Origin of the sequence: Pseudomonas sp. NPDC086278 (assembly GCF_050280905.1) — a bacterium.
Taxonomy (GTDB): Bacteria; Pseudomonadota; Gammaproteobacteria; order Pseudomonadales; family Pseudomonadaceae; genus Aquipseudomonas.
Genome location: NZ_JBNNWE010000049.1, coordinates 14,294 through 28,857, shown reverse-complemented (window position 1 = coordinate 28,857; position 14,564 = coordinate 14,294). Strand labels below are relative to the sequence as shown.

Here is a 14,564-nt window from a genome sequence, read left to right as displayed (position 1 = left end):
GAGTGGTGGTACCGGGTTTTGACGACATCGTTACTCTATTTGGAAATGATTCAGTCTTTCATTCAGGCCAGAGGCCAACTCGGTCAAAGCCTTACTCGCATCGCAGGTCTGATCGGCACGCATTGCTGACTCCATAGATAGGTTGCGGATGCGTACTAAATTGTAGTCCACCTCGCGAGCCACTTGAGCCTGTTGCTCACATGCGCTGGCAATAACCGTGTTGCGGTCATCAATGACCAAAACTGAATTGCCGATCAATGCCAATGCCGCGCTGGCGGACTCTGCTTCATTTTTGGTGCGCTGCGCACGCTGGCTGCTTACCGCAAGAGCGCTAACAGTTTGCCGACTTCCCTGCTGTACCAGTCCAACCATGGCTTCGATCTCATTGGTGGACTCGCTCGTACGATGTGCAAGTGCTCGCACTTCATCAGCGACTACAGCAAAGCCACGTCCAGCCTCACCCGCTCTGGCCGCTTCAATAGCAGCATTGAGGGCTAACAAATTAGTCTGCTCGGACACCGAACGAATCACATCAAGCACCTTGGTGATCTCCAGTGTGTGTGTGGCGAGCAATTGGGCTTGCTGCGATGCGTTGTCAACGCTCTCTGTCAGTTCGACAATCGAGCTCACCGTCTGACTGAGTTCTAATTGGCCCTGCTGTGCAGCTCGCAATGACGCCTTCGACTCTTCGGATGTAGTCACCGCATTACGAGTAACGTCATCCACTGCCTGGCTCATCTCGGTAACAGCCGTTGCTGCCATTTCTATTTCGCTATTTTGAGTCTGTAAATCAGTGTTACTACGCTGCATTAGAGAGCTCATTTCTTCCGTGGCTTGGAATAGCTGTTTCGAGGCGTCAGCGACATGATTAAGGGTGTCATGCAGGCTGCCTCGCATGCTCTCTATGGACTGCAGCAAAAGAGCCGCCTCGTCTGTGCCTTTGGTTTCGACATGTGTGGGGCGTAGATCGCCGGCGGCAACAGCTTTCGTTGCGGCTAAGGCCTGACCGATCGGACCCGCTACGCTAGTAGTTAAACGCCAAGCCGTTAACAGCGTGAGCAACAAACTTAGAATCATACTCAGCCAAGTGATCACCTTTGCATTTTCGTAAACGGCAGTTGCGGTCGTGCTCGATATCACTGTGGTGTCGTCATTCAGTTTCTTGAGGGCATTCAAGTTATCTGTCATTGTCTTTACGATTGCTGCCATCTCTATCCATACAAACTGAACAGCTGCGTCACCTTGCCCATTTTTTAATAGATCATGAACCTTTTCTGCGTAGCTGCTATAGCTTTTGTAACTACTTTTAAAGCTATCGACCAAATCCCGCTCGCTTGGTGACGATACCAGGGGTTCATAGGCCTCCAATGATTTAGCGAATGTGCTCTCGCCATTCAGCAATTTAGTGTAGGCCTGGGATAGCTGAGCAGAGTCTCGGGCGGAAAACATTCTCAGCACATCATTTTGAGTATTAGAAAATGCTAGTGCAATCTGATCGCCGTAAATGATGCCAGGCAGTGCATGACGCTCAATGTTCAAACCCTCATCGCGAATACTTGAAAGCTGTATTAAGCTGAAGCCACCTAGTATTAGAACCAGCAGGGCCATAATTGCAAAACATGCCAGCATGCGCTTAGCTATATTTAACCTTCGTAGATACATTGCCCGCTCCCCTGCAAGGTGATTTTCAAGTAAAACATTCGAATGCGACAAAATTGCCGTCTGTCAGCTTAGAAACTTCGATTCACTATCGATAGATATGTAAGACATAGACTCTAGTGTTGGCGGCAACGTTGTCAATTTCGTAGATGACTTCACGATAAAATCATCTGGTAACTGAAAGTTATTTAACATTCGGATTTGAGGCTTACGTCGAGCCATTAATTTATAATTCAAAACTTACCCGGCCATATACAGCTCTTTAGGCAGGTATCAAATTTTACTGGGCCCGCATAGTGCATCTATACAGTTTTTAGGCACTGCTAATTGTCTCCGCGCACTTAACGTTCTTTGACTCAATAAATTTTCTATCAATGCGGGTAGCCCCTTGTGAAATAGCAATAAGCTCAGTCTTAAGGTGTAAAAACACCAAGAAATTTCCTTTTGGCGCACACAATTTCTCTTTTACGCTCTTTGAGTGAGCCTGTTTTTTCAATTGCCATCTATTTTTTCATTTCGCACTATTTCGACGCGCGCCGAAAACTCGGTCGAGCAACCCATGAGGAAGATAACGATGGAGATAAACCGCTGCCGGTTCTAATGCATGGCAAAAGGACAGGCCGTCCCATGGCGCGGTTCAGTGGCGCAGGTTTATATCGGCAGGCTAGGGTCCCCTTTCGCGAGCGGCAGCTTTGAGTCGGGACGGCGTCGAATGTCAGCCGCCAAAAATCCCAGCATCTGGATAACGTCTTGATCTTCGTCCAAGGAGGCGCTTCGCGTCGCTACCCCGTGATCTTCACCCATTAAAAAGCGATGCATTCAGACGACGATCCCGTGCTCAAGCCGGCCGATCAAATCAATAATGGCACCAGCGTCGCCCCCTGCATCAAGCATCTCCAGCGGTGCCTTCGAATTGAAAGCGCGCGATGGCGAACGCAAGAATGCAGCTGCCGCCTGGACATCGCCCTCAAACAGCTCAACGGATGACTGTACAACAGCAATCAACGCTTCAAGGCGTTTGCTTTCGCGTACTGAAAAAAAACCTTTCTTCGCCCTCTTAATCAACGTTTCATCCGATATCCCCAAGTACGTTCCAAGCGCTTTTTGATCCATACACAGCAGGTCTGCCAACGCTTGAAATGAAGAATGAGGAATTTGCCGACGAAGGAAGTCGTGATGTTCAGAACCTGGCAAAGGCACATGCAAAACGGCCCAGATGTCTGTTCTCACGGTTTGCTACCTACGAGTTCACTTACCCTCGTCTGAGGGTGACCAATCCAGATGGTCGGAACAACGCACACTCAGCCAATGTTCGCCCCCTAAAGTCCCTGTCTGCCCACACACCTCGCAGGTCGACATCGACCGTTGTTCTGCAGCGGCAACCATTTCACGGCATGCCGAATCACCGCCAGAATAGTAGAAGCGCAAACCGCCAAACTTTTCCTTCGCCTGACGCACCTTGATCTGAGGTACCTCCGGGTGCGCGTCCAAGTGAGCCTTCAACGTGCGGCAGAGCTCATCGATTAAATTCAGCCAGCCTGGCAAACACCCAATTTCACGAAGCGGAGCGCTGGAGAAAAACTCCGGGTAGCGTTCACGCAAGATAGGCAATAAATTTTCAACCATAGGTTTCTTCTCCTCCCTTAATTTGAGCGGCTTGTGTCGTGGAGTTGATGCAACGTGGACAAGTGCTCAACCAAGGCAATTGCACTGACTTGACCGCCCTTTTGCGTTCGCGCTCAACAGGCATTTTCATCCGCCCTGAACACTGACTGCGTCGGGCGTGATCATTGGCTTGAGCTCAATATCTCGTAACTGGAAGTGGATCAATCACATCAACTTCCAACGACGAAACGTATGCTCCAGACGATTCAACGGAATCATCGGCGAGCGCCAAACTTCCTGGGGCAACCCCAGATCCTGTAGCAAATCCGGCAACGCCAGCAGCAACCTAGCATCCGCCTGCAAGCGATCGAACATCCATTGCGGATCTGCCCTATGAACGAAGCGAGCACACACAGCCCCCCAATCGACCGAACCTAATCGTTCTATCTGTGCTGACCACCGGGTGATCCGCACTATGCCTTCAACATCTAGCACCATGGGTGCAAGATCGTAAACCGGTGCAAAGCTCACTCGCTCCTTGCCCCGAAGGATCGATAGATTTCCGCCGTGGTTGTCGGTGTTCCCGGTGACCTGATTGATCAAATCCCGTCGCAAGTATTCGCTAATCATGTCCGGTATTTCAGACTCTTGGCCGGCAGCAATCCATGTTTCTGCTAGCCGATCCACGACGTCGAAATGATTCAAACAACTGCCTCGGTCGCTGACGTCACATAATGAATACATCGACTCCACTGCGATTCGCTCCACTCCTTCCGGAGAGACCTTGCGGTCAAATCTTTGCATCCAAATGCAAGGTATCTTCGCTGCTTCGTATGCCAGCCCCTCGGCGGCGATCGTGTCGATCCCCAACTCGTCCAGCGCGCGGTAAAAGCAGTATTCGCTATGCAGGATGTCTCGATCTAATTGAGTGGCAGTGTTACGCGGGAACTTAACAAACCAATGCCGACACACATCAACGTCGCGTAGCGCTCCTTCAGGATAAAGCTGCCCCCAAGCATCTTCGACCAGCAGCATTTTTTTAGCTTCGCCGCCGGCGCCAAGGGCACCCCTTATCACCATTCCCGATTCCATGGCCTGGTCGAGAATGCCCATGCCTTCCTGAATAACCTCGTCTCGGTTAAACCCACCAGTCAATTTCTGTGCGGAACACAGCGTTCCAGCGGCACTTTTTATACGCATATGGCCAATGGGAGCAGCAGCGAATTGCTGCAGCAGAAAGAGATCAATCGACATCCCTGGTGGTACTACCGCTCTCGACAACAGGTGCCGACGTCCAGCTCCGGCCGGGATAATATCTCGCAGAAAAGCTGGGGCAGGCTCACGCCGAATATCCCATTCCAGCGGGAGGTTCGCGCTGATGGCCGGCGCTTTAACCGTACCCAGTTGGATGTACTGATCCACAAGGTATTCGGGCTGGTAGTTGATTGTGCATCGGCTTCGCAGGCTATCTCTAGGCGAGTCGAAGCTGAGTACCAGTGCATCGCGCCAACGGCCATCCGAGTGAATTTGAAGCGTTATGGATTCCATACCTCTCGGCAAATTACCGAAGCCTCACTGTGCCTTGATTTATATGAGTGCGCAGAGTTTCTGGCGTGCTGTCGGTACTCCTGGACAGTGGGGAGTAGTTTTTCGATCAGCGTCCCGATTCAATCCAAGCGCGAGTAAGGCATTGCCACTGCAAAGTGTTTTTTCCAATCTCCCGCAAGCCTACACGGGGAGCCCTGGCGAATTTCCATGCAGGCTGCTCACGCCTCTCGTTCATTAACATCAGCATCTTTAAAAGCACGTAACGCTTCAAAAGCAGGCGCACTGACGTGCTTTCTCGCACCACGGCCGGCCAAGATGAAGACTTTGTCGTCGGTCTCGAATATGCATCCGTCAAAGTCGCGCAGGTGACCGGTTACGATACTATCGCCAGGTTGATGTTTGCTCTGGCTGTCAAACACCGCCGCTTGGGCATACAAGACAGTCGCCTCAAGGCCTTTAGCTTTGAGTTGCCTCTCTTGAATATCCGGGAGCATGACATCCAACAACAGCCACCGCCGAACGATGCAAAATGGTTTTTCTGTGAAGTTATCAGCGGCCAGTTTGATCAACTCATCATCGCCAAGCTTTGACCCCCCAAGAGATTGCGCAGGCCCAAAAAGCAAATCGCCTAGCAGGTCTGTATCGGTAACGCTTGTATTCATAATCTCGCTTTAACCTGCTCTTCCCGCGAGTATCAGACAGGAATTATTTTCCCTATCCCCGTTGATACCTAGATAACCCGAAAGCCTTTTCGCGCCGCGTTTGCAGATCCCTCAGTGATAAATGCGGTTCATGTAGAGATTGCCGCCGCCAATCGCCCAACTCACGACGAGATATTGGCTGCCTCCCACAGTTTGAAATAATGAATAACCGTCGATAAAGGTGACGCCCATTATCCGGGACGTTCGCATACTCGCACCCTCTCGAAAACGACCTGTGGTATCGCCATAAATCGTTCCCATGATGACGGGTGGACTGTCGACGGCTGCGAACAGGAACGCGGTAACGTGCATACCGAAATCCTTTCCCATTGCCACGGCAACCGCTGCCGGAATGGACGATGCAAGCTGTTGCTCAGTCATCAAGCAGCACAGCTGCAAGGTCAGCCGGGGCACGCATTTCGTTGCCTACTTCACACATTCTTCAGCCCTCGTAACGATCAATATAGAAACTGCCCTTCTCACAACGCATGGGTACGCGCGCCCTTAGGGGAGGTCAATCACAAAGCCGGGATCGAAGCCCGTTTGCTCACCTGGGTAACCCTTCGGGTTCGAGACCACACGACAGCCCTCCAGCGTGATATCAACTGCACGATGGGTATGTCCAAAAATCCAAAGATCCGCTTTATCCAGAAGCTCGTGCCAACGGTTTGAGTAAGCAGCACTCAAATCCCCTTCATGTTTATCACCCGCAACCTCGGGTATGGGTGCGTGATGCGTAACGACCACAGTTTTGCCATCGAATGGCTCATCGAGCGCCTTGGACAACCAAGCAAGCGACGCGTGGTTTCGACTGATGAGGTCGGATGGGCGCAGCCGGCGAAAGTTGTTATCGATTCGGATCACGCGAAAATCATTCATCCAATCCCATGCTGTTTGGGTTGCCGCAACGACGTTTCCACTCGACGAAAAATCAGTCCACCCGGTGGCACAAAGGAACCGTGTTTGATTCCAAACAAAGGTCTCGTTTTCCAGGACATGGACGTTCGGTAAGGCGGCCTCCTTCATATTGCGCAGTGTGTGATCAATGTGACCGCCATAGAACTCGTGATTCCCGCAAATGTAGATGACGGGGCACTGAAAGACTTCATTTGCCCACGTCACGCCCCTCGCCTTGACATCGATGTCCCCACCCAAAATCACCAGGTCAAAAGTACTGGATGTGGGCACATAGGGCGAAAACTCGTTGTGCAGATCTGAGAGCACATGAAGCTTGATCAATGGCCTGATCTCGATTTACAGCTAAATTGAAAGAGCGAACCCAGAGGTATGGTCGGTTTTCGCGAGCCATCAACGGGCACACCGAACCGATACCGCCATCAATATAAATATATAGATTTGAGTGGCGGATGGCAAACGGGGCATACAACTCTGTTTTAACGGAACGGAAAAATGTCTGTGCGCACCGCATTCGCCACAGCGCTAAAGGTCTTGCGAAAAAAGCGAGGACTCACGCAGGAAGCATTGAGTGGAAATATCACTCAGTCACATGTGAGCCAAATCGAAAATGGAAAAACCTCGCCCAGCCTTGAAGCCATCATTGAGCTCGCCAGAACGATGGAGCTAAGCCCCGTCGCGCTGATGGCCCTCGTGTGCGCGGCGCAAGATGAGCTGACGGCCAGCGACGTCCTGGAGCTAGCCAAAAAAGATCTCCAGTCAATCTCGCTGCTCAAGGTCGCCATTCCATTGGAGGTTGAAGCAAAACCGCATCCGGGTGTCGCTGCAGCGGCAAAGACCCGAGAGAAAGTCCAAGCATTGAAGGAAAAAGGCTTCTCGCAAGCGGATATCGCACGCGAATTGGTGATGGCGGAATCGACGGTTCGGCGCCATTGGCATCGTCAGGATTAAGCCGCGTCGCGCTGCCTCAAAAACTCCCTGTACTGACACCTGCCTCCGAGACCGGCCACTTTCTGGGTCATCACGAAACCGCGCTCTACTCTCACAGCTTTCCGGAAATACTCAGCGCCCTGTGTACAGCAATTTTCTAGGACTCGATGAATGAAGGAACGAATACTCGACTGGCGCAATCGGCGCAGTTGGCTCAACTCGATTCGCTTTTACGCTCACGATCTACTGCCGGAACAAACCCGCGAATACTTGCAACGCGAACGACCAAACTGTTGGGCTGACGATCCGGCCTGGTTGCCAAATCATGAAGTTCTCGTACCAGCGTTTTGTGAACGGATGTCCAAGTATTACACCCACGTGAAAGCTTTCCACGGCTGTCGCCCTGAAAGCCTCACGCTTTATTATTCGCATGGGCTTCTAGGGCAAGACAGTAAGCGCATTGCTAGTAAATTCAGGGAGATTTTCGCTGATGTTAGTCCTGCTGAAATCGACCGCGCTATCGAGCAGAGTCAATCTGGAGGTGAACCCGGAAAAATCTTTCTCACTGCCGACGACGGCAAAATGATCAATGGATTTGGCCACTATGTCATCCATGGAAGTGAGTACCTGTTAGGCCTCGCTACAAAGCTTACTCGCTCCAACCCGGATGAAGATTACAGGCAGCGCTTGCGCACCCTTGGTATCCCGACCGTCTTGGAAGTTGATATTCCCGTGTCTTACCTTACTCACCGCCAACAGTTGTCGCTCGCCAAAACTATCCTGGCTGCGTGGGGACAATTGCAGACGAGACGAGCGCTCAGTATGGGATCAGCGCCTTGCTACGTCATTGGTCAGAACATCCCACCTGAATGCATCAAAGGTCACTATCACCCCGCTCACATCCATGATGCTCATAGCGCTTCAGGGGAGATGTACATCAACTACAAAACAGCATGCGACATGTGCGAGTGAAGTGTCCGACCTCGTCAACTTTGTCGCCGTCACGGAGACAGAGCGTTGCCCTTATGCTGGCTTATTTTCGTGGAGGGCTTCGGCATAGTGACCTCACATGAATCGACGGCGCATTTGCTGTTGATGTAGCGATGAGAGCAGGAACTGATCATGTCCGATAGCACCCAATTGAATCCCTTCCGAATTGAGATTTCGCAGGCTGAACTCGACGATTTACAGCGTCGTCTAGACGGTACCCGCTGGCCAGATCGCGAAACCGTCGCTGATCAGTCTCAAGGTGCACAGCTGGCCAAGGTACAAGACCTGGTCGAATATTGGCGTACCCAGTACGACTGGCGTCGTCTGGAATCTCGCTTGAACGGTTACCCTCAGTTCAAGACCGAAATTGACGGCTTGGGGATCCACTTCCTGCACATTAAATCGCCTCATGCCGATGCGATGCCACTGATCATGACCCACGGTTGGCCAGGATCAATTGTCGAGTTCCTGGACACTATTGATCCACTGGTGAACCCGACCGCTCACGGTGGAAAAGCCGAAGATGCTTTCCACCTGGTACTGCCATCGATCCCGGGATACGGGTTTAGCGACAAGCCGACCACTAAAGGCTGGAATCGGACTCGCATCAGTACTGCCTGGCACGAGTTGATGAACCGTCTCGGATACTCCCGCTACGTCGCTCAGGGCGGCGATTGGGGCAGCGTGGTGACCACCGAAATGGGGCGCCTGAAGCTCGATGGTCTGGCGGCCATTCATGTGAACCTGCCGTTCATTCTGCCTGCGGATCTTCCAGCAGAACTGAGCGCAGAAGAGCAGACAGCAATCGACCAGTGCATGCTGTTCGCCTCTGACGGCATTGCTTACCACGACTTGCAGACTACACGGCCGGAAACCATCGGCTTTTCGCTGGCCGATTCGCCGGTGGGCCAAGCCGCCTGGATCTATGAAAAACTCGCTTCGTGGAGCGACAGCGATGGCCAGGCCGAGAATGTTTTCTCGTATGACCAGATCCTGGACAACGTCATGTTGTATTGGCTGACCAATAGCGGTGCTTCCTCGGCTCGTATGTATGCCGAACATCCCGGTCTCAACTTTGGTGCGGTTCCACTTGATTTGCCGGTCGCCGTATCGGTATTCCCCGGTGAAATCTACACACCGCCGAAGGCTTGGGCCGAGCAGGCTTACAGCAACCTGATCTACTGGAACAAGGTATCAAAAGGCGGCCATTTCGCAGCCTTCGAGCAACCTGCACTGTTCGTTGCTGAAGTCCGTGCAGCGTTCGCAAGCCTTCGCTGATAGGCCGGCGTTTTCCTGATGAGGTGATTTCGTCAGGAGCGAATTGAGCCCAACGTGTAGCGGGACAATAACTGCCCCTACTCGTTGGGCTTTTCGCGAATTCAGTCTCACGGATTCGCCCTTCTCCCACTCCGCAGACCGCGCCTTGGGTTGATCGAGAGCTGGTATGCGTCGTAACGACCAAATAACCAAGCCATGTTATACGCACTTGAATTGAGCGCTTTCTGATGAGTCCGAAGGCTACCCTGGAACACCTAAAGAAAAACGCCACAGCACGAACGCAGCGAACCCTGGATGCCATATTCCTGGTGTGCCAGGAACATGCGGACAGTGGAAGCTTGGACTTCGCGTTTTCTACTGTGGCCCGTCTAGGCGAAAATCGCGGCGTGCCGAAAGCGGAGAGTATTCGCAGCACCAAGGCCGCGCACTATCGAACGCTGATAAAGGCTTTTGCTGCCGCTTGCCCTAGAAGGAAATTCAGCCCTAGGAAGAATTGGGTTGGCCGAGTGAACCGATGAGTTAATGCCTCTCATATCACGTGCAGTAGCAAGCTAGGGCAACTTCCAACTCAAGTGATTCAACTGTCCCAAGCGCTCAATCTCAGGCTTGCAGTGTTCAACAGAACTCTCCGTATAACTTTTACAGACGGCTAGCTCATCCAAGGAGGTGGGCCAGAGGGAGAGCAACAGGATCACTATCACGATGCGCTTCTTCAACTTCCAGTACCTTTTTTTTGGGCGAACACGTTCTCACTCGATGAATCGAGATGAATTTTTTTGGTAATCTGGGCGGGAGAATGTTAGGTCGAAAAAGTAATGTCAACAACTTTCTAAAATAAAAAAAGTCTACCGAATCTTGCTCACTAGATAATATCAATCAATTGACAATTCCTCATGACAATACTCAAAAAAAGTTACCCGACAACCAGCCAAGAACATTTTAATATATTGTCATACTTACAGAAAATTGCGGTATTCAACATAGATAATATAATGACAACCCTCCTCCAGACATATTAATAAAAATGCCAGAAGATCACTCGTACAATCTTTATTGGAAAATATATACAGATCACTAAAATGACTTTTCTATCGGTCACTGGCTGTCAGCCCTGCAAACAGCGGTAGATCCCCCAAGAAGGCCAAGGAGGAGGATCGGGCACACAATTAGCCCATCATCTTTTCGTAGTGTTCAGCGAAGCCTGTTTTGATGAAAACCTGCTTAAATCTCTCTATAAAATGCTCAGGAGCAATTTCGCCGAAGTCAGTGATATTGACAGCGTCAGAATGAGACTCCCGGTTAACGTAACGGTACAAGGCTCTAAATTCTGCGTCCTCGTCAGCAAGCTCCAGCAATGCGCTCTGTAATACATCTTGGCGGTGCACGAAGGCGAAGTAATACTCAAGGATGTTGCGCATCATGTTCGGAATGACTGTCACGGAGGTGCGACCTTCCTGCGCATCTTTGATTGTCTGCCAAAAAGACTGGTAGTCGTTTTGCACGTCGGTGGACTTCATCGGCGTGATCGAGCTGTACACCGCCTTGGTAATCCTGAACAGGGAAAACTCGTCTGACTTCCTCAGGTGCTTTAGCATTTCGTGGAAGAAGAACAGGTTGTGGGTAAGGATGAATACCTGCTTGAAACGTTCCTTAGGGCTGAGCACGCGACGATAAATCATCGAAGCGATATCGTAGATGTAGTTGTGGGAAAGGCTAGATATGGGATCGTCGATGACGATGATGCGGTGGCTTTTAAGCTTGCCGCCCTTGCCGTCCAACTCACCGTTACAGACCTCCAGAAAGTAGAGGAAGGAGATGAGGGTTTTCTCACCCTCACTGAGCGTCTTGAAAACACCCGCCTGCTGACCCGGTCGTTGGAGTCGATACCGAGGAAGCTCGCCCTCCTCCCTCACCACCGTAAAACCTTTCAGTCCAAGCATGTGGAGGGAAGCATTGATGCTATCGATGGACTGATCGATGTTCGTGATTTTTGATCTGCTGTCGTTGATGATGTCCTGATGGAGTTGTTCCTGCGCGCGAATGGCTTCCAATGCGTTGCGTTTTTCTTCCCGCTGCGATGAATAGTCGTTGTGTACCTTTCTTGCCGAGGTTATCAACGCATCGCAGTTCGAGCGAAAGTAGTTCCAGAAGCGCGTTTTGATCTGCTCCAAATGTGTTTTCTTGTCCCTTACCTTGAGGTTGATCACATCGATTTTTGCTTGCTCAATCCTTATCAGGGCATTGAGGTCTGCAAGGGCATCTGCAGTTGATGTCAGCATGATCGGGACAGATGGGCTGGCAACTTTAGCTGAGAGGCTCTGAATGTTCAGACGCAGTTTCGCTTCCAGGTTCGCGATGTGCGGTTGGAATGCAGGCAGCTGGTATTCAGTGCGACGATACTGGGACTGCAGGCGAGCTACGCCAGCTTCGTATCGGCTTTTTAGCGAAGTGAGTTGTCCAATTCGTTGCTCATACGTTTTATCGAAAACCCTTCTGACTTCATCATAAAACTGGACAGGCAGTTGTTGCTGGCAAAAGGGACAGCGCTCCTCCCCTTTGGGTACAAAACCCAAGGCTTGCTTGACCCAATCGGAGTTGCCTAATTCGCTTATCAGGGCCGACAAATACGAGTCACCTGACCCGGTAATGGTCTCCATGAGTAAGACGTGGCCTTCTATTTCACCCTCAGCAAAGCTCAGTACGGGTATCCCCGGCAGCACAGCATCACTGGCTAGTTGCAGTTGCTCAGCCTCTGCCGTGAGTGACTCATATGTATCGGAAGTCGGAACCAGATTGAGCGCGACCACTTTCTCTGTCAGTTTTTCCTTGGTGTTCAGGGAGGCAAAACAGTACTTCAAGGGCGCGTTGTCAAAAGTCTTTTTCAATGCCCAGATGCGGTCTTGTAATTCACCCTTGTTGACCTTCTGAGCCTCACCAAGCGAATTTCCTGACACCACCACAGCCTGGCGTTCTTCTGTGAGCTTCTTGAGTGCAGACTCGGCAGCTTCTAGGGCCTTCCCTGCTTCGATGTTGCCTTCGTTCAGTGTAAAAACGCCTGGTTGAGAGCTAGCGTGAAAATTGCTTTCCGTAAAGATGTGGTTGTATACCAGCACCTCACGTTCTGCATCTGAAGGCAATGCGCTGCATTGGTGGTAGACCAGATCTGCAGGATCTTGGAGGTAGTTACCAATGGTGGTCTTACCAGTGCCGTTGTGTCCGTAGAACACATTGACTTTCGTCAACGGGCCAATGGTTGAGTTCTTGTCAGGTGAATAGCTCGACACACCTCGTAGGATGATGTTTTTTATCATGACGCTATCCTTGGCTTTGGGATATCCAAAAGCCATCGTATTCCCGCCGCCAGCTGTTGGAAAGCACCGTCACCTATCCTGGTCGGGAGCTCACTCCTGCCGCTGATCACACTCACGGATGCGGAATAATATGGACGCCAATAAATCGCTTGATCGACAGCTTCCCCATGTCCCTGGCTTTCTGTTTTTTATCCCCGTGTCCACCCTGATCACACTGGTGTACGGGACTACGGCGCTTGAAAGCACCTATGAAAACTCAGACCTAAAAAAGCCGGAATGGCCCAGTTGGAAGAGCCTGGACAAATGGTTTCTCTCCTCGGACGCACAGCCTCCCGTGAGACCTTCGAGCATTGCGTCTATCAACTCGATGATAGAGGACAACGCGGCGCTTGATCTCCCGGCCGACGCGGACGCTCTTTGGCAATCAGAGCATGAATGGAAAGGCCTTCTTCACGCACAGCTTCTACGAGATCCACGATCAAATGCTTATTGGAGGACTTGGATAGAGCTCGATAGAAAGTTCGGATGCGAGCTACTTCCGGCCTGCATTACCACTGGCGAGAAGGTTCGCACGGTCGTTTTCTCCAGGTTGACTCGGGAGCTGGGGTGCTTGGGTAGCGTATCCAGGATGTCGGCTTACGATTGGAGAAATAAGGAGCCGGGTCTGCTCGACTCACCTTTGTTTGAGCACAACAGAATCGCTGACATGTTTGCCGTCGTTATCCGATTCTGTGCATGGGTAGTCGCGGAAATCAGCGTGCGGGACTGGGCGGCCGTTATTGACGCCGGGCTATCAAACGAAATTCTACTGAAGAATCTAGTGCCTCAGTTTAATGAGCAATCAGGCCATTGGAGCCGCCCCATTGCCGAGCAGTTGCGTGGCTTAGCGCAGGACAGCGGCTTTAGTAGTAACGGGAGGGCGAGCGCGTTTTTGGGGGAGGTTTTAGCCGGCCGCTATCTAGACATTTCCGATAAGCAACGGACGCTGAGGCGTTGGGAAGAAGCGCACCCTGGCAAACCTCGCGATTCAGTGTTGGAGACTCTGCTGGAGGCTGTGCAACCCCTGCTCGATCAGCATGGCGGTCTGTGGAGCAGCGCCTCAGCACACAACAGAAAATTCAAATTTGCTTGGCTCAACGCGGTGCTGCTTCGAGAAATGATGCAGAAGGATTTGCCCTGCTGGCACATTCAGGAGGTGTTTGATACTTACGCTGACGAGTTTCGAAAGGCGCGGGCTCTCCTCGGAAAGCCACTTTCATAACGGCGGGCAGTTCGTGCCCGCCTCCCCTCGCTGATTAATTTCTAATTCGATTTTCAGTCAGTTGTTTGCTGCGATTGCCCTGGTTTTTGTCCACGGTAACATTCGTACCGGGCGTACCTTTGTTGCGATTGCTGATGTCGGCGTTGTGGTTACTTCGTTTGGGGGATTGCTTGGTCATAGGGTAACTCCTGTATGCATGGCAGCAGGCGTCGCTGATTGCGACGTTTCGAATCATCAGCGTCTGCGCTACAGGTGCACAGGACACAAAAAATAAAAAACGCCCCAACTCTCCAGTGCACGCAGCACGGAGCACGGAGCACGGAGCACGGAGCACGGACAAATGATAGCTGGGTGGACGGCGCCTAC

General features: G+C 51.5%; 14 protein-coding genes. 5 read left to right on the top strand and 9 right to left on the bottom strand.

All coding sequences use genetic code 11. The annotated features are described in order from the left end of the window. Positions 1-30 precede the first annotated feature (30 nt). The 7 genes from ACQKP4_RS16610 to ACQKP4_RS16580 form a co-directional block, all read right to left on the bottom strand. Positions 31-1,662, bottom strand: a complete 1,632-nt coding sequence (locus tag ACQKP4_RS16610) for a methyl-accepting chemotaxis protein (RefSeq protein ID WP_427634750.1) — start codon at positions 1,660-1,662, stop codon at positions 31-33. Between the two features lie 816 nt (positions 1,663-2,478). Continuing rightward, positions 2,479-2,889, bottom strand: a complete 411-nt coding sequence (locus ACQKP4_RS16605; RefSeq protein WP_427634749.1) for an antitoxin Xre/MbcA/ParS toxin-binding domain-containing protein — start codon at positions 2,887-2,889, stop codon at positions 2,479-2,481. 18 nt (positions 2,890-2,907) lie between these two features. Continuing rightward, positions 2,908-3,285: a hypothetical protein gene (locus ACQKP4_RS16600; protein ID WP_427634748.1), complete on the bottom strand. Its 378-nt coding sequence runs from the start codon at positions 3,283-3,285 to the stop codon at positions 2,908-2,910. Between the two features lie 204 nt (positions 3,286-3,489). After that, a complete protein-coding gene (locus ACQKP4_RS16595) occupies positions 3,490-4,686 on the bottom strand; it encodes a HipA domain-containing protein (protein WP_427634747.1) in 1,197 nt (398 codons plus the stop codon). A 344-nt stretch (positions 4,687-5,030) separates the two neighbouring features. Continuing rightward, the gene (locus ACQKP4_RS16590) at positions 5,031-5,474 is read right to left on the bottom strand and encodes a DUF6957 family protein (RefSeq protein WP_427634746.1); all 444 of its coding nucleotides are present in this window, start codon (positions 5,472-5,474) and stop codon (positions 5,031-5,033) included. 111 nt (positions 5,475-5,585) lie between these two features. Next, positions 5,586-5,894, bottom strand: a complete 309-nt coding sequence (locus ACQKP4_RS16585) for a hypothetical protein (RefSeq protein WP_427634745.1) — start codon at positions 5,892-5,894, stop codon at positions 5,586-5,588. 123 nt (positions 5,895-6,017) lie between these two features. After that, positions 6,018-6,749: a metallophosphoesterase gene (locus ACQKP4_RS16580; protein WP_427634762.1), complete on the bottom strand. Its 732-nt coding sequence runs from the start codon at positions 6,747-6,749 to the stop codon at positions 6,018-6,020. A gap of 174 nt (positions 6,750-6,923) precedes the next feature. Here ACQKP4_RS16580 and ACQKP4_RS16575 point away from each other — a divergent pair, with 174 nt between their 5' ends. The 4 genes from ACQKP4_RS16575 (at position 6,924) to gmtX (ending at position 10,144) form a co-directional block, all read left to right on the top strand. Continuing rightward, positions 6,924-7,379: a helix-turn-helix domain-containing protein gene (locus ACQKP4_RS16575; RefSeq protein WP_427634744.1), complete on the top strand. Its 456-nt coding sequence runs from the start codon at positions 6,924-6,926 to the stop codon at positions 7,377-7,379. 150 nt (positions 7,380-7,529) lie between these two features. After that, on the top strand, positions 7,530-8,330 hold the full coding sequence (locus ACQKP4_RS16570) for a hypothetical protein (RefSeq protein WP_427634743.1): 801 nt from the start codon (positions 7,530-7,532) through the stop codon (positions 8,328-8,330). A 150-nt stretch (positions 8,331-8,480) separates the two neighbouring features. After that, positions 8,481-9,626 (top strand): epoxide hydrolase family protein, encoded by a 1,146-nt coding sequence (locus ACQKP4_RS16565; RefSeq protein WP_427634742.1) that lies wholly within the window; start codon positions 8,481-8,483, stop codon positions 9,624-9,626. A gap of 227 nt (positions 9,627-9,853) precedes the next feature. Then, positions 9,854-10,144, top strand: coding sequence for a gamma-mobile-trio protein GmtX (gene gmtX / locus ACQKP4_RS16560; protein WP_427634741.1), 291 nt, complete (start codon positions 9,854-9,856; stop codon positions 10,142-10,144). Positions 10,145-10,792: 648 nt separating this feature from the next. Here gmtX and ACQKP4_RS16555 read toward each other — a convergent pair. Further along, complete coding sequence (locus ACQKP4_RS16555) at positions 10,793-12,937, bottom strand: AAA family ATPase (protein WP_427634740.1); 2,145 nt, start codon at positions 12,935-12,937, stop codon at positions 10,793-10,795. A 130-nt stretch (positions 12,938-13,067) separates the two neighbouring features. Here ACQKP4_RS16555 and ACQKP4_RS16550 point away from each other — a divergent pair, with 130 nt between their 5' ends. Further along, positions 13,068-14,198: a hypothetical protein gene (locus tag ACQKP4_RS16550; protein ID WP_427634739.1), complete on the top strand. Its 1,131-nt coding sequence runs from the start codon at positions 13,068-13,070 to the stop codon at positions 14,196-14,198. Positions 14,199-14,232: 34 nt separating this feature from the next. On the opposite strand, the gene ACQKP4_RS16545 is transcribed toward ACQKP4_RS16550, so the two are convergent. After that, the gene (locus ACQKP4_RS16545; RefSeq protein ID WP_427634738.1) at positions 14,233-14,376 is read right to left on the bottom strand and encodes a hypothetical protein; all 144 of its coding nucleotides are present in this window, start codon (positions 14,374-14,376) and stop codon (positions 14,233-14,235) included. Positions 14,377-14,564 lie beyond the last annotated feature (188 nt).

Excerpts from the sequence above, each read along its gene's own strand:
- ACQKP4_RS16585 (WP_427634745.1), bottom strand. The coding sequence starts at position 5,894 with ATGACTGAGCAACAGCTTGCATCGTCCATTCCGGCAGCGGTTGCCGTG.
- ACQKP4_RS16550 (WP_427634739.1), top strand. The coding sequence starts at position 13,068 with ATGGACGCCAATAAATCGCTTGATCGACAGCTTCCCCATGTCCCTGGC.
- ACQKP4_RS16600 (WP_427634748.1), bottom strand. The coding sequence starts at position 3,285 with ATGGTTGAAAATTTATTGCCTATCTTGCGTGAACGCTACCCGGAGTTT.
- ACQKP4_RS16610 (WP_427634750.1), bottom strand. The coding sequence starts at position 1,662 with ATGTATCTACGAAGGTTAAATATAGCTAAGCGCATGCTGGCATGTTTT.
- ACQKP4_RS16555 (WP_427634740.1), bottom strand. The coding sequence starts at position 12,937 with ATGATAAAAAACATCATCCTACGAGGTGTGTCGAGCTATTCACCTGAC.
- gmtX (WP_427634741.1), top strand. The coding sequence starts at position 9,854 with ATGAGTCCGAAGGCTACCCTGGAACACCTAAAGAAAAACGCCACAGCA.
- ACQKP4_RS16545 (WP_427634738.1), bottom strand. The coding sequence starts at position 14,376 with ATGACCAAGCAATCCCCCAAACGAAGTAACCACAACGCCGACATCAGC.
- ACQKP4_RS16590 (WP_427634746.1), bottom strand. The coding sequence starts at position 5,474 with ATGAATACAAGCGTTACCGATACAGACCTGCTAGGCGATTTGCTTTTT.
- ACQKP4_RS16570 (WP_427634743.1), top strand. The coding sequence starts at position 7,530 with ATGAAGGAACGAATACTCGACTGGCGCAATCGGCGCAGTTGGCTCAAC.
- ACQKP4_RS16575 (WP_427634744.1), top strand. The coding sequence starts at position 6,924 with ATGTCTGTGCGCACCGCATTCGCCACAGCGCTAAAGGTCTTGCGAAAA.
- ACQKP4_RS16565 (WP_427634742.1), top strand. The coding sequence starts at position 8,481 with ATGTCCGATAGCACCCAATTGAATCCCTTCCGAATTGAGATTTCGCAG.